Origin of the sequence: Occallatibacter sp. (genome assembly GCF_035317045.1) — a bacterium.
In the GTDB taxonomy this organism is placed as follows: Bacteria; Acidobacteriota; Terriglobia; order Terriglobales; family Acidobacteriaceae; genus Telmatobacter.
In genome coordinates this window covers 175,297-197,005 of sequence record NZ_DATHHT010000004.1, presented here as the reverse complement: position 1 = coordinate 197,005, position 21,709 = coordinate 175,297, and the positions used below count along the sequence as shown (strand labels likewise).

At 58.6% G+C, this 21,709-nt stretch carries 17 protein-coding genes and 1 other RNA gene; 5 read left to right on the top strand and 13 right to left on the bottom strand.

The annotated features are described in order from the left end of the window. Positions 1-326: 326 nt before the first annotated feature. Both VK574_RS02425 and ssrA read right to left on the bottom strand, forming a co-directional pair. The gene (locus VK574_RS02425; protein ID WP_472798211.1) at positions 327-1,580 is read right to left on the bottom strand and encodes a tyrosine-type recombinase/integrase; all 1,254 of its coding nucleotides are present in this window, start codon (positions 1,578-1,580) and stop codon (positions 327-329) included. Between the two features lie 237 nt (positions 1,581-1,817). Next, positions 1,818-2,171, bottom strand: a transfer-messenger RNA (tmRNA) gene (ssrA, locus tag VK574_RS02420). Positions 2,172-2,356: 185 nt separating this feature from the next. On the opposite strand from ssrA, the gene VK574_RS02415 reads away from it, so the two are divergent. After that, positions 2,357-2,779, top strand: a complete 423-nt coding sequence (locus VK574_RS02415; protein ID WP_472798210.1) for a putative quinol monooxygenase — start codon at positions 2,357-2,359, stop codon at positions 2,777-2,779. Between the two features lie 6 nt (positions 2,780-2,785). Here VK574_RS02415 and VK574_RS02410 read toward each other — a convergent pair whose 3' ends face one another. The 8 genes from VK574_RS02410 to VK574_RS02375 all read right to left on the bottom strand — a co-directional run bounded on the left by VK574_RS02410 (position 2,786) and on the right by VK574_RS02375 (position 14,643). Next, positions 2,786-4,807: a TolB-like translocation protein gene (locus VK574_RS02410; protein ID WP_472798209.1), complete on the bottom strand. Its 2,022-nt coding sequence runs from the start codon at positions 4,805-4,807 to the stop codon at positions 2,786-2,788. 335 nt (positions 4,808-5,142) lie between these two features. Continuing rightward, positions 5,143-5,592: a PCYCGC motif-containing (lipo)protein gene (locus VK574_RS02405; RefSeq protein ID WP_472798208.1), complete on the bottom strand. Its 450-nt coding sequence runs from the start codon at positions 5,590-5,592 to the stop codon at positions 5,143-5,145. Positions 5,593-6,190: 598 nt separating this feature from the next. Then, positions 6,191-6,841 (bottom strand): D-sedoheptulose-7-phosphate isomerase, encoded by a 651-nt coding sequence (locus VK574_RS02400; protein ID WP_472798207.1) that lies wholly within the window; start codon positions 6,839-6,841, stop codon positions 6,191-6,193. Between the two features lie 184 nt (positions 6,842-7,025). Beyond that, entirely contained in the window at positions 7,026-8,831 is a 1,806-nt protein-coding gene (locus VK574_RS02395; RefSeq protein WP_472798206.1) for an alpha-glucosidase, read from the bottom strand. A 606-nt stretch (positions 8,832-9,437) separates the two neighbouring features. Beyond that, entirely contained in the window at positions 9,438-11,195 is a 1,758-nt protein-coding gene (locus tag VK574_RS02390; RefSeq protein WP_472798205.1) for an alpha-glucosidase, read from the bottom strand. Positions 11,196-11,303: 108 nt separating this feature from the next. Then, complete coding sequence (locus VK574_RS02385) at positions 11,304-11,873, bottom strand: TMEM175 family protein (RefSeq protein WP_472798204.1); 570 nt, start codon at positions 11,871-11,873, stop codon at positions 11,304-11,306. A gap of 10 nt (positions 11,874-11,883) precedes the next feature. Beyond that, complete coding sequence (locus VK574_RS02380; RefSeq protein WP_472798203.1) at positions 11,884-12,801, bottom strand: SPFH domain-containing protein; 918 nt, start codon at positions 12,799-12,801, stop codon at positions 11,884-11,886. Positions 12,802-12,912: 111 nt separating this feature from the next. Further along, positions 12,913-14,643 (bottom strand): AsmA family protein, encoded by a 1,731-nt coding sequence (locus VK574_RS02375; RefSeq protein ID WP_472798202.1) that lies wholly within the window; start codon positions 14,641-14,643, stop codon positions 12,913-12,915. A gap of 45 nt (positions 14,644-14,688) precedes the next feature. Between VK574_RS02375 and VK574_RS02370 the strand changes: the two genes are divergently transcribed. Together VK574_RS02370 and VK574_RS02365 are read left to right on the top strand one after the other, a co-directional pair. Next, positions 14,689-15,477, top strand: a complete 789-nt coding sequence (locus VK574_RS02370) for a zinc ribbon domain-containing protein (RefSeq protein ID WP_472798201.1) — start codon at positions 14,689-14,691, stop codon at positions 15,475-15,477. A gap of 93 nt (positions 15,478-15,570) precedes the next feature. Next, positions 15,571-16,107, top strand: a complete 537-nt coding sequence (locus VK574_RS02365; protein ID WP_472798200.1) for a 5' nucleotidase, NT5C type — start codon at positions 15,571-15,573, stop codon at positions 16,105-16,107. A gap of 16 nt (positions 16,108-16,123) precedes the next feature. On the opposite strand, the gene VK574_RS02360 is transcribed toward VK574_RS02365, so the two are convergent. Next, positions 16,124-16,816, bottom strand: coding sequence for a hypothetical protein (locus tag VK574_RS02360; protein WP_472798199.1), 693 nt, complete (start codon positions 16,814-16,816; stop codon positions 16,124-16,126). Between the two features lie 342 nt (positions 16,817-17,158). Here VK574_RS02360 and VK574_RS02355 point away from each other — a divergent pair, with 342 nt between their 5' ends. Then, positions 17,159-17,875 (top strand): hypothetical protein, encoded by a 717-nt coding sequence (locus tag VK574_RS02355; protein WP_472798198.1) that lies wholly within the window; start codon positions 17,159-17,161, stop codon positions 17,873-17,875. Positions 17,876-17,926: 51 nt separating this feature from the next. Here VK574_RS02355 and VK574_RS02350 read toward each other — a convergent pair whose 3' ends face one another. Beyond that, complete coding sequence (locus tag VK574_RS02350; protein ID WP_472798197.1) at positions 17,927-18,670, bottom strand: helix-turn-helix domain-containing protein; 744 nt, start codon at positions 18,668-18,670, stop codon at positions 17,927-17,929. A gap of 117 nt (positions 18,671-18,787) precedes the next feature. Here VK574_RS02350 and VK574_RS02345 point away from each other — a divergent pair, with 117 nt between their 5' ends. Continuing rightward, positions 18,788-19,717 (top strand): TIGR01777 family oxidoreductase, encoded by a 930-nt coding sequence (locus VK574_RS02345; RefSeq protein ID WP_472798196.1) that lies wholly within the window; start codon positions 18,788-18,790, stop codon positions 19,715-19,717. An 80-nt stretch (positions 19,718-19,797) separates the two neighbouring features. On the opposite strand, the gene yidC is transcribed toward VK574_RS02345, so the two are convergent. Continuing rightward, positions 19,798-21,672 (bottom strand): membrane protein insertase YidC, encoded by a 1,875-nt coding sequence (gene yidC / locus VK574_RS02340; protein ID WP_472798195.1) that lies wholly within the window; start codon positions 21,670-21,672, stop codon positions 19,798-19,800. Positions 21,673-21,709: the final 37 nt, after the last annotated feature.

The following is a 21,709-nucleotide window of genomic DNA, read 5'->3' as shown; positions in this document are numbered from 1 at the left end:
GCTTCAACGGCCCGGCGGCGTGAAGGAGGGAATTCGACCGACGTAAGACGTGGCTCGGCAAATCGCCTGATTTGCTCGACGAGGAGGAGCCGGAAGAAATTCTGACGATCGATGACCTCCAGAATGCAATCTCCCAATGCGAACTCGAAGGTGTCGCACCAGATCTGATCGAGTCGATGTTGCTTCGCTCCTGGATTCGCGTGCTGGTAGTGAACGGGCACGCAGAGGAGCGTTTTTTTCAAATCCTGGACAGGAATTGGGATGAAGTGCATGCCAGGGTCCAGGTGCACATGGCCCGATATTCCGGGCTGCGATTCCAATAGCGACTAGCCGGTTCCTGTTTTCGGCCGCGTGTGAATCAGCTGCAGACCTGCGCGCTTCTTTTTCGAAGCCGAAGACGCAGACGGGCTGTTCTCTGGACCGCGCCCTGTGGGCTGCCCCACTTTCCACGCGTTGCGGACGCTTTCCTGCAACTGGACCTGCCGGGCCTTCACGAACGGCGCATAGCTCTTCTCAGTGATCTTCACCGAAGCGTGGCCGAGCAGAAGCGAGACCTGGTCGATAGGAACGCCGGCGAGCAGCATCTCGACCGCAAACGTATCGCGGAACATGTGGGGGTGGCACCGCTTTCGCTCGCCGTCCGGTGTCCTGATGTCCGTCAACTTGAACAGACGGCGATAGCTCCGCTGCCAATCGGCGACCGCACTTTTGGGATTTCCGTTGCCGCTCCAGAAGAAGTAGCGGGGGTTGGGCTTGGGGCCGGGGGGAACTCTTTCGAGAGCTTCGACCACGTGCGGTGGGAGCGGCACGTATACGGGTGTGCCGGTCTTTGCCTGGTAGAGGAGAAGGCTGTCGCCGTGGAGGCGATGCCGCTCCAGGGTCACCGCATCGCGGATGCGCAGCCCGCTCCAGCGCATCAGTTCCGTAAGCGCCAGGATGCGCTGACCGCGCTTCTCGATGTCATAGGCTCGCTTGCCCCCTTTATCGAGTCGCCCGCAGGCGGCGAGGATCCTCTCGAACTCATCGGAAGGAAAGTAGTCGGTGGGAATCTGAACGACTTTGATCTTCCCCAGACCGATCGCGGGGTTTTCGGTCAAGTATCTGCGTCGTACGCAGGCCCAGAAGAAACCAATCACGCGGCTCTGTTTTTTCTGTTTGGCGAGGGGACCATCTTTCCAGGTGCCGCGGAAGTTCAACAGAGCATCGAGATCGAGTTCATCCAGGTATTCGAGCCCCTGCGCTCGGGTCCAGACAAGAAACTGCTTGCGGAAAATGGTCTCGAGTTTTTTGAGGGTCGAGGATTCGACGCTGCGGCTCACGGCATCGGCCAGGTACGCATCGACCGCTTGCTCCACCGTGACCCTTGGCCGCGGCTTCGGTACGCGTGGCTCAGGGATTTCCGTCCGGGGCGCCGTCGGAGGATCGGCCGGAGTGGGGTGTGACAGCGCCGAACCGTTCGCAACTGCGGAGCCGAAAGGCGGCAGGCCTTTGACGAGTGCCTCCTCAAGCTTGAGGCGAATCTCTTCGGCCACGGCCCATTGGCGGGTTTTGGCGCTCTGGCGAAAGTAGTAACCGTTCACCTGCCCACCGACCCACTTCGGACAGTTGCACCTCCGACAGGCGCGGTATCTTGAAAATTTGCAGCCGGTGGAGTGGCGGGTAAAGACAAAAAGCAGCATCGGGCTCCCACTTCTTCAGGTGAGATTGCCCGCAGAACAGAAGTCGGTCAAAAAGGGCGCTACGTACAAATCACGTACAAAAACGTGCGTCCAAATTGGCCTTGGAAGTTAAGCTACTGAAAATAAGTAGCTTAGAATTGGTGGAGGCGGCGGGAGTCGAACCCGCGTCCGAAATCGCTGTCAGCCGGGAAGATCCATGTTCAGTCCAGTTCCGCATGTTTTCGCCTCAGACGCTCAGAACGGACAAGATGCGCCTGAAGCTAGTCCGATGATCTTATGGCTGCAACACGGACCGAGAAGCAGTCACCAGCCTACTGAATGACGTCCGATTCGCTGCCCATAGGCGAAGCTGCGAGAGACGGCTGCTTAATTAATTAAGCAGCAAGTGCCAGGTTATCGTTGGCAACTTTGTTTTTGCAGGCGATTACGGGTGCCCACACCCCGACATGCCTCCCATGCCGCAATCGATCCCGTCGAAACCGTGACGCCCCCAAAGCCGGAGTTGATTGTCACCCAGTTGGATGAACCAATCTCCCTGCAGGGTGCGAGCCGGACAACTGGCTCGTGCTGCTCTTTTTATTTTACGCCAAATCTGATGTGAGAGCTGGATGCGGGGTGCTACGGTGGCATGTAACCCTTCGCATCTCAATGCGATTGGGGAGGAAAGTGAGGTCAACGTGATAGGGAAAGTGGTACGCCTGGCAGTGAGCCTGACCATTAACGAAGGACAGACCGAAGCGTTCAATAGCATCGCGAAGGCTATGACGGAGGGCTCGAAATCGGAGCCCGGCACGCTCGGCTACGAGTGGTTTGCCGATGTCGGCAGCAAGCGGTTCACGCTTCTGGAGACATACGTGGATGCGGCTGCCGTGGAAGCTCACTTCATGGGTCCGGTGGTCCAGCAATGGGTTCCGAAACTGGCGGCCGTGTGTTCTGTAAACAGGATTCGAGATCTTCGGCGACCCAGGGCCAAAAGTTGCCGCAATGGCTGCGGGATTCGGAGCCGTGATCCTGAAGTATTGGATGGGGATCGAACGGTGATTTCGGCGACCACCTCGAGAGTCCCCGAGGTGGTCGCGTTGGTGCAAAAACGTCTGTGAGAAGTTTCAGCGGTTCTCCGCAATGGTTGCGCCAGATCCGACCATGGTTGCCACGCTGGTGTCGTCCGCAGGTTTAATCCGCAACCGCTTGAGGCCGTCCGCATCCTGTCCGAACACAAATAGACTTCCATCGTCAGCCCATTGCCATGAGGACTCGTTCTGCATCAGTGAGTTGTTCAGGTCCAATTGTGCCGCGAGCCTGCCATCCACAAACACACCAAAGCTCGACGGTTCCGTTCTCATGATCGAACCGTAGACAAGATGCTTGCTGTCCGGCGTAAAGGTCACATGATATGGCGTTAGCCCAGCTTCGCCAGACCTAACAAATTTGCCATCGACAAAAATGCCTGACGATTCCGGGTCAGAGGGCGAAGTGCCATACCATGCGACATGTTTGCTGTCCGGGCTGAAGACAATAGTTGGGATATATCCACGGTTCTTGCGAACTATCTGAGACATATCCATGTAAGTGCCCGGCTGGTTCACACCGTCCAGCACAACCGTTCCATAGCGTGGGTCATTCCCGGTGGTGACAAAGGCGAAGTGCTTGCCATCGGGGCTGAACTGAAGCTTTCCCAAGTCCGTGGCGGGGAATGCCTTGCCATCGATATGCATGACTGCTCCACGCGTTCCAGAAGTGCGAGAGACATAGGCAAGGTGCTCGCCGATCACTGACGGGCCGGGCATTCCGACCTGCGACAGATCCTGGGCCGCTGCGGGCCCCACCCCGTCGTACCCCTCTGACTCCTGGTCTCCAATCACGACGTAGTGCTTGTTGAGCTGGCCGGCAAAATACGTGACCGTTCCATCAGCCGTGAAGTTCAGCATGGAAATGTCGCCGTATTCCGATCCTCTCTTGCCGTCGGCGATGACAAAGTGGTATCCGGATCTCGATTCGCATCGCGCTGCCCAATGCTTGCCATCCGGAGTAAACGAAACCTGGTCGTAGCCGCCGGAGCCTCGGCACTCGCTTCCTTCCACCTTCTTGTTGCCAACCGCGAGGAATCGGTAGTTGTCACCAATGCCGGTTCCAAGAACGGCAACAAAGTTGTATCCGGTCGGGGGCATGTAGAGTTGGACCGCTGTGGCCTTCATGATTGGTTTGCCGTCGAGAAGGACCTCGGTATAGGGCGTAGGCCTCGGATAATTCATTTCCGTGAAGAGGTGCTTTCCGTCGGCCGTGAACTGCGGATTGCCGCCCATGTAGCCGGCGGCCTTACCGTCCAGGTAAAGGTGCGGAACGGCGTCTCCGTTCGGCGATGGCACGTGCGTGAAATAGGCGTAGTGATCACCATCAGGGCTGATGACGGCATAGTCTGCGAAGGGCGGGCCGGGGACTCCGTCCCAGTAGAAGTGCGCAGCATCGCTCTCGTGCCCCATGGTCGATATGGGATGGACGCGGAAGAAGAAGTGCTTGCTGTTCGGGGTGAACTCCACATCAGCGGCATTGAAGGCTCCGGGGGCAAGTGCCGTCTTGCTTTCGTCGAACCGAAGCACCTCCTTGCCGTCTACCATCACCACCTTCTCAGGTCCGGAACGTCCGGTATAGGCAAAGCGCGTGCCGTCGGGACTGAAAACAACCGGTCCGCTGGCTCCGCCCATAGGAACAATCTGGTCGAATTTCGGTCCCTCCGCGCCGTCAAAGAGCATCACCATGCGACTACCGCGATGCGCCGGCGCCACAAAATGCGCAGAAGTTTCGCTGATCTGAAACTGCAGCCCCGTTTCGCTCGCAGCCATCAATTGGTCATCGACGTGGGCTGACGAGTGGGGGAGGTTTTTGGGGGTTGGGGCTGCGCTGTTTGACCCCGAGCCGGGGTTCGCCACCTTCTTCGATTGCGGTTGTTTTACCTGTTGCTGTTGTTCCCGAGTCTTCTTCCAGGCATCTTTCATTGCCTGGATGGGGTTCTGCGTCTGTGCCTGGGCGAGAGGCGCCAGAAACGCGGCAAATCCGATTGAACAGGCAAGTGAAATTAGCCCGAAGTTCCTGATGTCTTTGCCGTTCAAAATCAAACAGTGTCGGCTCATTGACCTCTCCTCACTAGTCACAGGGACCTTGGAACACTTTGGCTGTGCGTGCTTGGGAAGCACTTGCCGAACGGGCGCTGAGCAGAATGTCTTCAGACCCGGTTCCGTACGCAAACGCTATCGAACTAGCGCCGTGAAGTCTTGACGGAACTCTCAAGAACTCTAAAGACGGTTAATCTACTGCTTCTTGCGAGCAAAACAGCAAACGGAATGCCTGTTCGGGCGTGACTGACGGTGCGTCCTGGCGCAGAGAGAGGAAACAACACGAAGCAGACAAAATCTGCCGTCGAGTGTTGGAGTTGACTGGCTATTCCGAGCCGTTATTTGTTGGTCGGTTATTGCTTTTCGAGATCGATCTGCTCGTAGGCGTGTTTCGCGATGCCCGTGCGGATCTCGACAGGGGTCTTACCGGCCTTGGTCATCGCGTAGGCGTAAAAAGCCTCCTGCGCGCAGGTGGAGCACTCCGTGCCGTGCAAACCCTCGTAGCAACTGCGCAGGCTGGTGTGGCCCAGGGCGCGGTCGCAGCGGCAGTTGCACGGAAGCTGATAGAGCACACTACCGATCTTCGCGGCCTGCTGATAGACATGGACCTGCCAGGGGTAGCGGAAGTTTTGGCCCGTGAGTTTCGTCCCAGACAGCAGCGCAGGCAGCGCGACGACCTTCAGCGGTGCCGAGGGGTGATAGGCAGGGACATCCTCGGCGGGGTTGGACCACTGCGCGTAGCTGACGGCAGTGAGGGCGAAGACGGCAAAGCCCAAAAAGAAACGGCGATTGGCGATGATCATTGAGGCGGTATTCTCTCCTGGTCATTTTAGACCCGCGACGAAGCAAACGGAATCCACCGTCGGGAACGAATGCCTCGAATCCGAAGAGAATATCGCAGTAAGATGGCTGGTGAGTTCAGGACAAAAAAAGACGGCACGAACGGTTAGCTGTTCGTGCCGGGAGGCCAGTGACGCAAACTACTTCCAGCTTTGGTGCGATCAGGAAGACCGCTCTCCATCACTGGAATATCTACACGATACTATAGATCCACTTCGAAGCAAATACAAAATTTGAAATTTTCCCGCCATGTGGTATATGAAACCTTTCCCTCCGAGAAGCATCTAACGTGCGCCACGATGGTTGAGGCAGAACGGCCCAGGATAGACTGAAGACGGGTTTACAGGATGGCAAGTAGTTTGAAATCTTCAGTTTCAACAGAAGCGAGTTCCGAATCGGAAGCTGACCGGCGCGGACCACCTCCGCCTGGCTGGTTGAAGGTCGGGGCTGTGGCCGCCGCATCGGCGGTTCTGGGAGGGCTGGCAGCGGCGTGGTTCTACCGCAAGACGCTTTCCCGGCTACGAGAAGCGGAAGACAAGATTACGAGCTCTGAATCCGGAATTACTGAGGACGAGTCGGCACAGGATTTCTGACTCCTGCGCCATTCTGCGCCGCTGTTCCCTGCCCAGCCGATATCTCCTTTTCGAGGATTTCGATCAGGACGTGTCCGGCGAGAATGTGCGCTTCCTGGATGCGGGGAGTGTCATTCGACGGGACTTCAAATAGAAAATCCGCCGCCGTGGCAATTTTGCCGCCGCCGGCCCCCGTAAAGGCCACTGTAACAGCGCCGACCTTGCGGGCTGCTTCGAGGGCCAGAAAGACGTTGCGACTGTTGCCCGAGGTGGAAATGGCGACCACGACATCTCCCTTGCGTGCGAGCGTCTCGACCTGGCGCTGGAAGATGTGCTCGTAGCCGTAGTTGTTGCTGGCGGCGGTAAGGATGGAGGTGTCGGTGGAGAGTGCGATGGAGGGGATGCCGGGGCGGTCCAGGCGAAATCGGACGACAAGCTGGCCGTTGAGGTGCTGCGCGTCTGCCGCGCTGCCGCCGTTGCCGCACCAGAGGATTTTGCCGCCCATGCGAATGGCGAGAACCATTTCGGAGGCGATCTGATCGAGGACGCGCTGCTGATCTTTCAGGGCCTGGATGATCTGGATGTGTTCGGCGAGGGCGGCCTGGAAGATTGCGGCTCGGTCGAGAGTAACTTCGGGCATCGGCATCGGATTCCTGAGGAGGATGGGCCACGGTCAGCCCGCGCCCCCGGCTGGGGACGTTCCGCCATATTACTCCAGCGGCCGCTGGTTTGAGGATTGGAAATTGATCCGGGGCGGAAAAGCGAAATCGGCGACTTCAGGGAAGAGAAGCCGCCGATTGAGTCTGCTTCTGTTTCGACCTGTCTTAGCGGCTGATCATGAACTGGAGTTGGCCAATATAGACGCCGTAGGGACCGAGTTGAATAGCTTTCAGCGAGGCTGAGCTGGGGCCGCCAGGGGTTTTCAGCAGAGTGTTGAGGGTGCCATCCGGCAGCCCGGGGCCAACCAGGTTGACCGTCTGCGGTTCGGCCGTAAAGTTGAGTGCGATCACGACCGGAGGAGCGCCGGCGGTTTCGCGCTTCCAGCTCAGCACCTTGGTGTTTTCGGTGTCAAGCATGGTGTCGGAGCCCTCGGAAAAAGCCGGATTGGTTTTCTTCACCCGTATGAGGGTTTCATACCAGGTGAGGAGCGAAGCCGGGTCTCCCTTTTCCATCTGGACATTGATGGTAGCGGCGCTTGGCGGAACGGGCAGCCAGGGCGTGGCCTTGGGGCCGTCAAATCCCGCGTTTGGACCGGGCGCCCATTGCATGGGGGTGCGCTCGCCATCGCGACCCTTCTCTTTGGGCCAGCCGGTCAAGCCAACCGGGTCCTTTACATCCTCTTTTCGTGTGGGAGGAGTAGTCTTCATGCCGATTTCGTCGCCGTAGTAGAAGAGCGAGGCGCCGCGATTGGCAAAGAGGATGGTGGAGATGACGCGCTGAATATCGGTGTCGTGCACTCCGTCGCCAAATCGGGCATCGAGGCGCGGGTTGTCATGATTGTCGAAGATGATGAGGGGAACGTTGCTGCCGAGATCGGTCTCCGCGTCCTCAAGTCTCGCGCGAAAGGCACCGACATCGAGCTTGTTGATGAAGCCGAGCTGCGTATCCATGGGCAGCTGGAACTCAGGGTGCTCGAAGGTTCCGTATTGCTTGAGCAGTTCGGCAACGTTGGGCAGATAGGTCTCACCGATAAAGACGCGGGTGCCGGGGTATTTGTCTGTCGAAAACTTGTCGGCTTCCTGGCGCATCTCGGCCATCACCGCGTGCACTTGAGGAAGGTTGTTGGTGCGCGTGTCATTCAGCGCAGTGTCGCCGTATGCGTTCTGGAACGGCTGTCCGTTCTTGTCGAGCAAGACGTCGTCGTCGCGCATCTCGGGGTCTTCAAAGAGTGTGGTGATGGCGTCGAAGCGGAAACCAGCTACGCCCTTCTTGAGCCAGAAGGCCAGAATGTCTTTAAAAGCCTGGTGAACTTTGGGATTGTTCCAGTTGAGATCGGGTTGCTGGATATAGAACTTGTGGTAGTAGTACTGGCGCGTCTTCTCATCCCACTCCCACGCTGAGTGGCCGAAGTCGGATTGCCAGTTATTGGGCACCTGGCCTTTGTCCGTCGCAGTCTCGCCCTTGCCGTCGTGCCAAACATACCAGTCGCGGTAAGGATTGTCTTTGGACACGCGCGACTGCAGGAACCACTTGTGCTTGTCGGACGAGTGATTCATCACCATGTCCATCAGCACGCGAATGTGGCGCTTGTTGGCCTCCGCAACCAGATGGTCAAAGTCGCCCATGGTGCCGTACTTGGGATCGATGGCTTCGTAGTCGGAGATATCGTAACCGAAGTCGACCTGTGGCGACGGATAGCATGGTGAGAGCCAGATGGCATCGACTCCGAGGTCCTTCAGATAGTCGAGGTGCGCGGTGATGCCCTTCAGGTCCCCGATGCCATCGTTATTCGAGTCAGCGAAGCTGCGTGGGTAAATCTCGTAGAACACGGCATTGCGCCACCAGTTTTTCTCATTGGAAGCGCTGGGTTCTGGAGATTGGGCCACCGTCTTACCAATACAGAGGGTCAACATCAAAGCTGCGGTCGTTGCGGTTAGGAGTTTCCTGAAGACTTTTCCAGTCCAATGCATTGCGCTCTCCTCGTCCATGGGGCGGTCATTCGGCCGAAGGCATACGTCGACGAACCCCGATTCCGATGCTCTTGAATTGGCAACGGTGTGAACAGGCAAAACTAACACATTCGGCGGGGGTTCGGGGAGTTCAAAGTGGGATAGAGCGGGGTGCGATCCAAATCAATGCAGCGATTGGCAAATGAAGAGATATAGATCGGGATCGGGTTCATTTGGCCGACGCAAAGTGGAGGGCGTCTATCGCTCGCGGGGCAATGAAGCCGGGGCGTGCGAACCGATACTGTCCTGGCGACGTGAAGGATCTTTTCGAAATTGGCTTTATCGCAGCTGTATTGGTTGCCGTCTTTCGTGCATGCCCGAGCGACGACCTGCACCTGGGCGGAAATGGAACTGGGAGCCAGGGTGGCGCACAGGGTGAGCATCGCCGACCAGCCGACAACGGATTGCATGGAATGATCTCCACGGGGGAAGGATCCAGGAGCCCGCACGATATCGATCGGGCCGCTCCTGACCTAGACGCTTAGAAGCGAAGCAAGGTTGCGAAGACAGAATCTTCCCGAGCCAGGCCCGCCTGCAACGGACCACGCTGTGCGGTTCAAGTGCAACTCATTGCACCTTTGCTACCACCGCCGCGAAGGGTTCAAGGACAATGTGCGCGGGCGATAGTTCGCTGGCGTTTCCAATCGAATTATAGAGAGTGGAGAGGCGGGCCGTGGTGGACCCGAGATACTCGTCCGGTTTTACGCCAACTGTACGTCGTTGGTCGCTCATGTTGATCGCGACAAGAACGATGGCATTCCCGCTTTGGCGCAGATATAGGAAAACATCGGGATCGTTACCGATGCTCATTTGCGAACCATCGCGCAACGCGGGTTCCGATTTACGAAGTGCAATTAGCGTTTTGTAGGTGTTCAGAATTGAATTTGGATCCTTGCTTTCCGCTTCGACGTTGTACGTAATGGCGCTGGGTGGGATGGGCAGCCAGGGTTTGGTGGCCGTCGTAAAGCCGGCCTCGCTCGATGACGCCCATTGCATAGGGGTGCGCTCGCCGTCACGGCCCTTCTCCTTCGGCCAGCCAAGTTTGCCAATGGGGTCGTGCACATCCTCGACGCGCGCGGGATCGGTAGTGCGCATGCCGAGTTCTTCGCCGTAGTACATCTGCGGAGTGCCGCGCGTGGTGAGTTCTAGCACAGCCATCAGCTTGGCGATCTGATCGTTGTGCTCGCCGTCGCCGTAGCGATCCCATTGGCGGGGCTGATCGTGATTCGAGAAGAAGTATTCGGGCTGGCCGTGCGCCGAGTTGCTTTCGATCTCGTTGAAGAGTTCGCGGAAGCGCGGCGCGGAAAGCTTGTTCACGTCGGCGATCTGGAAGTCCATGGGTAGCTGCACTTCGTCGCCATTGCCGTACATCTTCGCCAGCGCCTCGACATTGGGCTCGTCGGCTTCGGTCACTAGCACCGGATCGCCGGGATACTTGTTGACGACGCTGCGGACTTCTTTGAGGACGTCATGCACCTGGGGCAAGTCGTCGGTGTACTTGTGCTGGATGTTGCGATCCCCATACGCATTGTGGCCCGGGAGGTACGGATCATCGTGCAGATTCGGATCTTCGTAGAGGCGCGAAACGGCGTCGATACGAAAGCCGGCAACACCGCGCTTCATCCAGAAATCAAGCACGCCATCCATGGCCTTGTGCACCTCGGGATTGCGCCAGTTGAGATCGGGCTGCTGCACATAGAAATAGTGGTAGTAGTACTGACGCGTCTTCTCGTCCCACTGCCACGCGGAATGACCGAACCACGACTGCCAGTTGTTGGGCGACTCTCCTTTATCTGTCGCTGTCTCGCCTTTGCCATCGCGCCAGACGTACCAGTCGCGCTTGGGATTGTCGCGCGAGGAACGGGACTCGAGGAACCACTTGTTCTGGTCTGACGTGTGGTTGATGACGTAGTCCATGATCACGCGGATATTGCGCTTCTTCGCCTCGGCAACGAGGTTGTCAAAGTCGGCCATGCTGCCGTAGAGCGGATCGATGGCGGTGTAGTCGGAGATGTCGTAGCCGTAGTCAATGCCGGGCGAGGGATACATCGGCGTGATCCAGATAGCGTCGATGCCGAGGTCGTGCAGATAGTCGAGTCGCGACGTGACGCCTTTGATATCGCCGATGCCGTCGCCGTCGGAATCCTGAAAGCTGCGCGGGTAGATCTCATAGATCACCGCATGGCGCCACCACTCCGGGCCGGTGGGCTGTGACTGCGCGGACGGAGTCGATGGCGGTAATGGTGCGGTTTGCGCGAGCGCTCCAATGGACACACTTAGAGCGCATGTTGCGATAGCGGCTACAACAGATTTGGTCCAGTGCATTGCGGGTCCCTCAAACTTCCATTGCTCGTAAAATCGGCAACGGTGTGAACACGCCAAAGTATCACAGCGGGGGCAATTCTCGCGTTCACCGCGGAGCGGTGTACTAGCTCACTCGGGGCCGACCTCGGCCTTCGGCGGCAACAGCCAGAGGAGCGAAACGATGCCGATCAGCGCCAGAGAGGCAGCTGGCCGGTAATAAGCCGCGGGAATTGCTGTGAGATAAAGCGAAACGGACGCGATCTGCTTGCCCCAGCTTGCGTGCGCAGACGCCCCACTCTGCGCCCGAATCTGGGTCCACAGCGCCATAAATCCAAGCCCCGGGAAAATGCTGACCGCAGCGTAAAGCGCAGTGGTGAACGATGACAATCCCTTGACGCCGATCCAGTCCGTGGCGAACGGAAACAGAGAGAGGCAGAAGAGAAACATCAGGTTGGCCCACAAGACACCGTGGCTGACCGTCTCCACCTCGTCGACGAGATAGTGATGGTTCACCCAGTAAATTCCAATCTGCACGAAGGTGAGCAGATAGAGAAAGATGGTAGGCAGCACCGCGCGCAGACCGGCTAAACCATCCGGCCCCGGCACCTTCAGTTCCAGCACCATAATGGTGATGATGACCGCGATAACGCCGTCGGAGAACGCCTCCAGACGTCCCGGACTAAGGCCTTTTTTGCTCACTCCGACATCCTCAGCGCGACATCACCGTCGAGTTCTGTGCGATCAGCATGGACTCGAGGATCTGGTCGGAGACTTCTTTTACCGCGGAGGGCGAGTGAGCGAGAAAGAGGGTATTGGTCTTGTCGTTCTCGCCGATTGACTTCAGCGTGTCGAAGTATTGGGTGACCAGCACCAGTTGCATCACGTCCTTCGGAGTGGCGCCTTCAACGGCCTTCTGGAATTGCTCGATGGAGTTCTGCAACCCTTCGACAATCGCCTTGCGCTGATTGGCGATTCCCTGCCCTTGCAGCGCTTTGCTTTCGGCTTCGGCTTCAGCCTTTTTCACGACGAGAATCTTGTCGGCTTCGCCGCGGGCGGTCGCGGCTACCTGCTCGCGCTGGGCGGCGTTGATGTCATTCATGGCAGACTTTACCTTGGCGTCGGGAATGATGTCGGTGACCAGCACGTTGACGATCTCGTAGCCGAAGGCCGCCATATCGGCGTCGAGTTCCTGCTTGACGGCGGCGGCGATGCTCGATTGCGATGCGAACACCTCATCGAGCGTCATGCCGGGGACATGGCCGAGAATCACCTGTTCGACGTAGGATTTGATCTGCGCTACGGGGTCGGAAAGTTTGTAGAACGCATCGTAGACGCGCTCCGGGCGCACGCGATTCTGCACCGATATCGGAATCGTGACGAACACGTTGTCCTTCGTCTTGGTCTCCATGGTCAGCGTGATCTGGTTAACACGAAGACTCACAACTCCCGCAACAGTGTCGAGATAGGGCGCCTTCCAGTTGAGACCGGCTTCAGCGACGCGGAGAAATTTGCCAAAGCGCGTCAGGACCGCGACCTCGGCTGTACTGACAGTAAAGAAGCTGCCCAGAATGAGCGAGAGAACGATAATTGCAAGGACGGCGAGCAGGATCAGAATGACCACGTCCATAGGAGCCTCCGCGACACTGAAATGTGGAATCTGCGGAGAATTATACAGACAGGCTAGAAAGGCCAGATGTCGCATTTGGACAGGAGTGCGGCACCACCGTACAAGTTCTTGCTATTGTGCGTCGGGGCGCTGGGGATGGGTGCCGCCGGAGTGCCCCGAATCGTAGCCGAATTGCGGTTTTTCGCGGGTGCCGGCAACGTAAATCGGGATCTCGGTTCCAGACCCATTTTTTTTGAAGAATCGATCGGCGGGCTTGAGCAAGAATCCTTTCCAGCCGCCCACCATCTGCGAGACCGTCGCCTCCATCTTCGCCGTGCCGGTGAAATCGAGTGTCCCACCTTCGTTGCGATAGGTGCCGTGCATGTGAATATCGGCGCCGGGTACCGTATACAGGAGTGAAGGAAGCGTCAGCACACCGGCATCAAGCGCAAAATCGCCCTCCACGTGCGACTTGATCTTGTCGTCTTCTGAGGACTTCAACTCATTGAGCTTCCCCTGCCCGCGCAAACTCAGTTCGCGGATGCGCTTCTGTACCGGCAGGCTGGTAAACTCGGCATCGTCCATCACAAAATGCCCCTTCAGCGCGATGCGCTGGCCGACAGGCCCCTTTCCCGGGGGAATGTGGAGATGGGCCTTCAGCTGAATGCCGCCGTTGAGAATGGGCGTCGGAGAATCGGTGGAAAGGCGCAGGAAGTCCTCAATCCGCGAGCGATCCACATTCACATCGAGGGCGATATCGTGGCCAATGCTGTGCAACCGTCCGTCGTCACCGGTCTTCAGCACGCGCACAATCTGCCCGCTCGCCGTGAAGTGCGATCCGGCCAGAGTTGCATCCACCGGCTCAAGCCAGGTGTCGCCATTCGTTCCATCGACGCGCGCATGAAACGTGGTCTGGAGCGGCATGGTGTGGCCGGTATGCGTGAGTTGGAAGTCGGGAGTATCGGTCTGTCCGTCCACGGTGAGATCGCGCAGCGTTCCCTGGTAGCGGCCGGTGGAATTGAGCAGACCGGCAATGCCGGTAAAGACAGAAAGGTCGGCGTGGTTAAACGTGTAGTCGCCTTTGATGGAGCTGCTTCCCGGATCCTCGACGATCCAGGGACCGAAGCTGCCCGTGGTGTGGATCGCTCCGGGGGGTTTGGGGTTTTCAAGCTGCGCGTCGAAGACCATGGGCGCGCCGGAGCGGACACCCTTGAGACGGAAATGGTTGATGACAAATTGAAGTGGCAGCTTGTTCGGTTTGTCCGTCTCGAGAGAGAAGCGCGCGTCGGTACATTCGACAGCATCGATCACGACGCTGACATGCAGCGAATCCGAGGGAGGCCGCTTCTCGTTCCCGGAGTCGATCGCCCTCTGCATATGCGAGCGCGGAGGAAACCGGATGTCGAGACCCTTGAGACGAATCTGCGTGATGTGAACCGGCTGCCCGGACGAGTAATGCAGCGGTCCATGAAAATGGAACTCATCGAGCCGGATGAGCGGCTGAAGCGAGGGGTTGGGCTCCGGAACGTGAACCCCCTCAACGTCGGCCGGTGGCCAGATGCGAAGACCCTTCCCCTCACCCCAGACGCCCCACTCGCCGCGCAGCGTATTGCCCAGCGAAAGATGGAAGCTGTCGAGTTCGACGCGCGCGTGAAAGCGCTCTGACAGCGCCCCGATCACCTGCTGGCGCACAAATGGCTCGGCGCGATGTGCCGCGATGTTGATAAAGATGGCGACGGCGACCAGGAGCGCGAAAATGCAGCCGCCAATCCAAAATGGCCAGCGGGGCAGGCGTCTACGCGGGGTCTTTGTCTCAGTAAGCTCCATCTTTGAGGTTGGATGCCGTCCGGTCGATCTACGCACCCGTTTTCTGATTCGACGGCCAATGAACTAGACTTCATAGCAACGATGGACACGAATATTGAGAACCTGGTGAAGCTGCAAGCCGTGGAACTGGAGCGAAGCCGGCTGATGCAATTGGCCAAGGCATTGCCCGCTGAAATTCACCAGGCCGAGTCCGCACTGGCCGCCATGCAGGCAAAGACGGCGGCTGCGGCCGATGCGCTGAACCGTGAGGACTCGCTGCGCACCAAGCTGGATCGCGAGATTACGGGCCACCGGCAGAAGGCGGAGCGCTATAAGGCGCAACAGGATAGCGTGACCACACCGGCACAGGCCTCGGCCATCGAGCATGAAGTGCAATTTGCCCAGGCCGAGATCGATCGCCTGGAAACTGAGGAATTCGCGAGCCTGGAACGCAGCGAAGTGCAGGAGACGACGCTCGCGACCGCACGAGCCCAGGTAGAAGAACTGGCTGGGACACTGGACAAGACAAAGGAGCGCGTGGCGGCCAGCCAGCGCGAACTGACCCAGCAGCAGACCACGCTTGGCGCCGAGCGCGAAGCGCTGCGCAAGGAGATTGCGCCGGAGTTGCTTTCCCGCTTCGACCGGATTGCTACAAGCCGCGGCACCGGAATTGCACGCGTCGATAACCAGCAGTGCATAGGCTGCCGCATGGGCGTGCGCCCACAGATGTGGAACCAGCTGCGCGAGGGCGAGTTGCTGACCTGCGACAGTTGCGGGCGGCTACTCTATTGGGATCCTGCGATGGCGCCCGCACCCAAGACGCCCCAACCGGATCCGGCAGTCGCCGACACGGGACATGCGATCCGCAAGCCGCGGCAGGCCGGAGCCTAGAGTTTCCACGCGGCTATGGACGAGCCATTGCATGGCTATGGCTCGCCTTAGGGATGCAATCGAAGCCAGATCGCAAAAACCGGAGAGCGGAAGTTGAAACGCGTATGCGTGGACATGGACGAAGTGATGGCGGATACGCTGGCCGAGCACCTGCGCCGCTACAACCAGGCCTTCGAAGAAGATGTCACGGTCGATGATCTGGCGGGCAAGGGACTGTGGGAGATTACGCCGCAGGATCGCCAGAAGGAGTTGCGCGCGTTTCTTGATGCGGAGGACTTCTTCGAGGATCTGCCGCTGATGCCGGACTCGCAGGAGGTTCTGAAGCAGCTTTCGTCGCGCTTCGAGATCTTCATCGCCACCCAGGCGATGGCGGTGCCCAACTCACTTGGGCCGAAGTATCGCTGGCTGCAGCGGCACTTCCCTTTCATTCCGCCCACGCATTATGTCTTCTGCGGCGACAAGAGCATCTTGCGCGCCGATTACCTGGTAGACGATCTGCCGAAGAATCTGCTGCGCTTTGAAGGGCGGGGATTGCTGTACACCGCGCCGCACAACCTGACGGCGACGGGCTTCGTGCGCGTGAACAACTGGCACGAAGTCGCGGAATACTTCGCCACAATCGAAGACTGATCGTTCATTGCGCAGACTAATCGTGAGATTCGGCTTTCCACGTAGGGCCGATGAGCGAAATGGTGAGGATCTCTCCGCCTTCAAAGATTGGGCCGCTTTCTCGCAAGAAAGCCGGCAATTCGCCTTGGATGATCTCAATGAAAATGTTGGGGGGCTGCTTGCCGATGACGGGCGCGATGATGCCGGCTAGTCCGCCAATCTCGATTTTGATTTCGTAGACCGTCGCCTTGCGGGGCATGCCTGCGAGATAAAAAGTTCCCGGAGCCTGCGGCATCATGTCCAGCGTCACCACGCGCGGCTTGGGTGCGGCGACGATCATTGAGACCTTCGTTTCACCGGCATCGGGGGAGATGTTCTTGATCACCGGGATGACGAGTCCGTTGCAGAGATCGGGCGGCATTTTGACCCTTGTGGTTGTGACTTCGTCCTTGCCATCTTTGCCGAGCGAGCTCGTCATCACGACTCCCTTTGCGACGTCGATTGTCATGTCGATCGGATGGGGAAAGAAGGGTCCGCGCTGGATATGACGATCGGAGATGAGTCGAAAGAACCCGTGCTGCGTGTAGACGGTGGTCTCCTCGTCGAGTGATCCGTCTTTGAAGTGGAAGGTCAGATGAGAGGTCACGCGATCGCCGCGCACAATTTCGATGAGGTCGCCGTCGGCGAGGACCTGGCCCTGGTCCGTGGTCAGGGCGAGAAATCCGTGCAATGTCCCCTCAGGATGTCGCACTGCGATCGGCGATGCCGCAGTAAGGATCGAGAAGGCGAAAACCAACACGGCGGCACATTGCCGGCATCGAATAGCTAAATCCAGGTTCGTTCTACGTTGTAGACGCATCCGCTTTGTAGATGGCCTTGGAGATACAGCCGTTGCCTTGAAGCAAGATAACGATTTAAGTGCGTGCCGCGGATGCGGCCGCTACTTGTTCAAGGAGAGGCGATTGTTGATACTGGTTGGACGGGTCTTGCGTTCGCAAATTGAACCGCGCTCTAAATCGTACATTCTCTTAAGCCGCGTATGCCCGCAACTTGCAGGAAGGCAAATTCCCCCATGCGAATTCCCAAGACCGTTTTGATCGCGAGCGCATTGATTCAGCTGGTGCTGCCCGGGCGGGCACAGACAGGGCCCACGGCCGCCTCGGCTGCCTCAAGTTCCGCCGGCGCAAACGCTGCATTTACGCCTTCGGCGGCATCCGACATACTGCGGCACTCGCTCGAAGAGGTGCAGCAAACCGTCGGTGCCCTGAAGCTTGATAAGTGGAAGCGCGGATCGGTACGCGACGAGGCGCAAACGAATGTCGACGCAATCCAGCGCGATATGCAGGGAACGCTCCCTTCGCTCTTGAAGGAGGCCGATTCCGCGCCCGGCAGCTTGAGCAAGATGCTTCCGCTTTCGCGCAACGTGGACGCGCTCTACGACGTGCTGGTCCACGTGGTGGAAGGGTCTCGCGTGGCCGCACCAGGCGACCAGGTAGGCGAGTTGCAAACGACGTTGGCTGACCTGGAGAAGGCACGCGTCAGGCTCGGAAACCAGCTGGTGCAGACTGCAACGGTGCAGGAGAAGCAAATCGTGGATTTGCGGACCACGGTGCAGACTCAAGCTGCGTCGTTGAAGGTTGCAGCAACGCCGCTGCCGGCTCCCAAGTGTCCAGCGCCGCCTGCGCCTGCAAAGAAGAAGCGGCCGGTGGCAAAGACGACCACGACGAAGCCGGCTGCGGGCACGCCTGCCAATCCACCAGCCAATCCGCCAACAAAACCCCAACAGTAAGGGTGTGGTGCGCGAAGAGTTCGATTGAAAGAGCCACTCTCGCGACGAGTCTTAACTTCCAGCCGGCTCGCGCACGCCGAGCACGCCGCGCCCCGCAACTGCCCGCTGCACCAGCGTTGCACCGCTTCCGGACCGCAGAAGAGTCACCGGCTGCGTAGCGGGTGGCTGGTGCATGGTCACGATCAGGGCGTCGGCTGGCTTCTTGCCCGCGCAGACGTAGGAATGGGGCGTGCTCGAGTCGAAGTAAACCGCATCGCCGGGCGTCAGCGTACAGTGGTGCTCCCCGTGGTGCAATTCGAGTTCGCCGTCAAGGATGTAGAGGAATTCGTAGCCCGGATGCATGTGCGCGCGCGGTTCCTTGGCACTATCCAGCGGTATGAACTCGGCAAAGTAGGGATCCATGTGCCGGTCGGGCACCATGTAGCCAAGGCTTTCAAAAAAATAGGTCGGCTCTTCGACGCCGGTCTGTGGCAGCCGCACACGTTCCTTCCGGCGATGGATGCGAAACATCGATTGGGGCTCAGCCTCAAAAAAATACGAGAGGTCTTTTGAGAACACCATCGCGATACGGGCGAGATTGCGAAGGGTAGGAACCACACGGCCGGTTTCGAGTTGCGAGAGGAAGCTCGCTGACAAACCTGTGTGCTTACCCAATTCCACCAGGCCCATTGACTTCTTCAGTCGCAGACGCTTGATCCGCTCGCCGATGTGTTTCTCGGCAATGAACTTCTCGGTGGTTTCGGTGTCCACTTGCGACTTCTGCGTTTCTTCGTTGCGAGCCGCTGCTTCAGTCATCAGCCCTCCAGGAAATTCACGGGCGTGTTTTGCCCCAATCAAAACCTATTCCCATCCTACCAAACTCGTATAGTCTGAGCAAACGGGCGAAACTCCTCACACTTAACAGGAACGACAATGCCAAATATGGATTCCACACTCGCTTCGGGCGGAATCGTTCTGAGCGGCGCTTCAGGAATGCTGGGCGCTGCTCTGCATCGAGCGTTGACGGCGAGGGGAATTTCTACCCTTCAATTACTAAGACGGGTTCCGACCTCCCAAGGACAACTGCAATGGAATCCTGGTTTGGACCGTCCTATCGAAAACCCTGCACCGCTGGAAGGCAAAGCGGCCGCAATTCACCTTTCCGGGGCCAGCGTGGCCACCCATCGCTGGACCGAGGCGTATCGGCGCGAATTAACCGTCAGCCGAGTCGACTCAACAAACCGGCTCGCGAGGGTGCTGGCGGGGCTTCAGAAACCGCCCAGGGTCTTTTTGGTCGCATCTGCGATCGGGATCTACGGCGATCGTGGCGATGAGGTGCTGCAGGAGACGTCGGCGCCTGGAACAGGCTTTCTCGCCAATCTCTGCCAACAATGGGAAGCGGCGGCGGCGCCTGCGGTTCAGGCGGGAATCCGGGTCGTGCATCTTCGCTTCGGTGTCGTGCTCGGGCCGGGTCGAGGCGCGCTGCAGCAGATGTTGCCTCCGTTTCGTCTCGGCCTGGGTGCGCGTCTCGGCAGCGGACAGCAGTGGATGAGCTGGGTCAGCCTGGCAGATGTAGTGGCGGCCATTCTGTTTGCATCGGAACGCTCAAACCTGTCAGGCCCGCTGAATGTGACTGCACCCAATCCCGTAACCAATGCTGAATTTACCCGCGCCCTCGGAAAACAACTGCGCAGACCCGCTTTCTTATCCGTGCCGGCATTCGCGTTACGTGTGATGTTCGGACAGATGGCCGACGAGGCGCTTCTGGCCAGTGCCCGCGTGCAGCCGGGGAAGTTGCAGGCAGCGGGGTTCCGGTTTGCGTTGCCGGAGATACGCGTCGCTTTAGAAAAGGCGCTCACGTAAAGATCGTGCTTTCCCACCCCTGCGCAAAAGAACGCGCATGGATGGGGCACCCAGATTGGTTTTGATTCGAACAGACTCGCTTAGCGGCGGCCTTGGATTACCTTGGGACTCACGTTGGCGCCCTTGTTGCCGAGTTTCTTTGCGGCGCGGCGGGAAGCGATCTCGTGCATTTCCTTGCCGATTTTGGACCGATTGATAGCCACCTGCATGATCAGGTTGATGATGTTTCCGGTGATCCAGTAGAGCGCCAGTCCCGAGGCGAAGCTCCAAAGGGTGAAGCCCATGATCGCGGGCATCATGATCGCCATCATGCGCCGCTGCGCAGGATCCATGCCGGGCGAAGGCGTGATGAACTGCACCAGGAACATGGTGCCGATGATGAGAATCGGCAGAATGTGCAGAGGGTCGGCCAGCGACAAATCGGTAAGCCAGAACCAGTGCGCCTGCCGCAACTCGACGGCATTCAGCAGCACGCGATAGTAAGCGAAGAAGAGCGGCATCTGCAGCAGCATGGGAAGGCAGCCGCCGTACATGTTCACGCCTTCTTCCTTCATGATCGCCATTTGTTCGGCCTGCATGTCGGCGCGCTTTGGATCGTTGATCTTCAGGTTGGCGTACTTCTTCTTGATCCCGTCAAGCCGCGGCTGGATGCGCATCATCTTCAACGACGACTTCATGGTCCAGATGCGCGTGGGCAGCAGAACCAGGTTGAAAATCACCGTGACGATGATGATGGCCCAGCCCCAGTTGTACTGTCCCGGGCCCATCATGTTATGCAGAGCGCGCAACGCAAGATACAGAGGCTTGGCGATGATGCCCCACCAGCCGTACTGGATAAGCGATGAGAGCGCCTCGCCTGTGGGCTTCCCATCGGTGCCGATGGCGTGGATGGAGTTGAGGATGCTGGTCTCTTTCGGACCGGCATACAGACGCAACTGCGTATCGCCGCTCTGGTCGCCAACGGCGAGACCAATCACGTCCGCAGGCTTTTTGGCGCTGTTGGGGTCGCTCAAGCTGCTTGGCAGATCGATGGTGTGGTGGAGCGTGACCACAGTGGCGCGCGATGGGTCGTCGGGCATAAACGCCGCGGCGAAGTAGAGATCCATGACGCCGGCGTATTCGAATGGCTGATCGAGGGTGGCTTCGCCGCTCACCTTCTTCGCCGCCATCGTGTCCTGCTTGCCGTCGATCGACCATGCCAGCTGCGACTGCGTAGGTACGAGGAACGTCGTGTGCTTGCCGCTGGCGGCGAGAAACTCTTCCATGTCGCCAAGGCTGGCGGGCCATGCCACCAGCGCGCGCACAGGAACGCCATCCCGCTTCACGGCGACGTGCACACTCACGACGTAGGTTGAATCGAAGCTGAAAGTCTTCACCACATCGAGACCTCCAGCAGCGTAGTGGAACGTGACTGAGTTTGGCGCCAGAAGCTGGCCGGTCGCCGAAGCCTCGTAGAGAGCCGTGTTGAGCTGCGTGGTCAGGCCGTTGTCATAGGTAAAGAGCGAGAGCGGCAGTCCGAAACGGCTCGCCGCATCCTGCTGCACCATGTCGAGCGGCTTGCCGCTGGAGTCTGTAAAGCCCTTGAGGATCCAATGCTCCACCTGCGCGCCCTTGTTGCTGAAGGTGATTCGGAACTTCTCATTCTCGATGGTAGTTGTGGTCTCGGCCGCGGCGCCTACGCTAGCGATAGGACCAACGAAGCTGCTCGGGCCAGTGCTTCCAGAACCTCCAGGACCTTGAGCCGGCACGCTCGTCGGGTGCTGCGCTACCTGCTGTTGTGCCTGTTGGTTCTGTGTCGCAGGAGCATTCGCCGCCGGCTTCTGAAAATACTGATAGACCATCAGGGCCGCAAGGGCCAGAAATGTAAAAAGGATCAGGCTGCGAAAATCGCCGCCGCTGGCGCCGCCGCCGCCGGAACCCTGCGACTCGAGGTTGGGATTACGAATTTCTGGCAAAGGTAACTTCCTGTCTCCAAGGAGGGGCTCACCGAAA

Bases quoted from the DNA above. Each gene is read 5' to 3' on its own strand.
- VK574_RS02410 (WP_472798209.1), bottom strand. From the start codon at position 4,807: ATGAGCCGACACTGTTTGATTTTGAACGGCAAAGACATCAGGAACTTC.
- VK574_RS02405 (WP_472798208.1), bottom strand. From the start codon at position 5,592: ATGATCATCGCCAATCGCCGTTTCTTTTTGGGCTTTGCCGTCTTCGCC.
- VK574_RS02400 (WP_472798207.1), bottom strand. From the start codon at position 6,841: ATGCCCGAAGTTACTCTCGACCGAGCCGCAATCTTCCAGGCCGCCCTC.
- VK574_RS02395 (WP_472798206.1), bottom strand. From the start codon at position 8,831: ATGCATTGGACTGGAAAAGTCTTCAGGAAACTCCTAACCGCAACGACC.
- VK574_RS02390 (WP_472798205.1), bottom strand. From the start codon at position 11,195: ATGCACTGGACCAAATCTGTTGTAGCCGCTATCGCAACATGCGCTCTA.
- VK574_RS02380 (WP_472798203.1), bottom strand. From the start codon at position 12,801: ATGGACGTGGTCATTCTGATCCTGCTCGCCGTCCTTGCAATTATCGTT.
- VK574_RS02370 (WP_472798201.1), top strand. From the start codon at position 14,689: ATGGACACGAATATTGAGAACCTGGTGAAGCTGCAAGCCGTGGAACTG.
- VK574_RS02355 (WP_472798198.1), top strand. From the start codon at position 17,159: ATGCGAATTCCCAAGACCGTTTTGATCGCGAGCGCATTGATTCAGCTG.
- VK574_RS02350 (WP_472798197.1), bottom strand. From the start codon at position 18,670: ATGACTGAAGCAGCGGCTCGCAACGAAGAAACGCAGAAGTCGCAAGTG.
- VK574_RS02345 (WP_472798196.1), top strand. From the start codon at position 18,788: ATGCCAAATATGGATTCCACACTCGCTTCGGGCGGAATCGTTCTGAGC.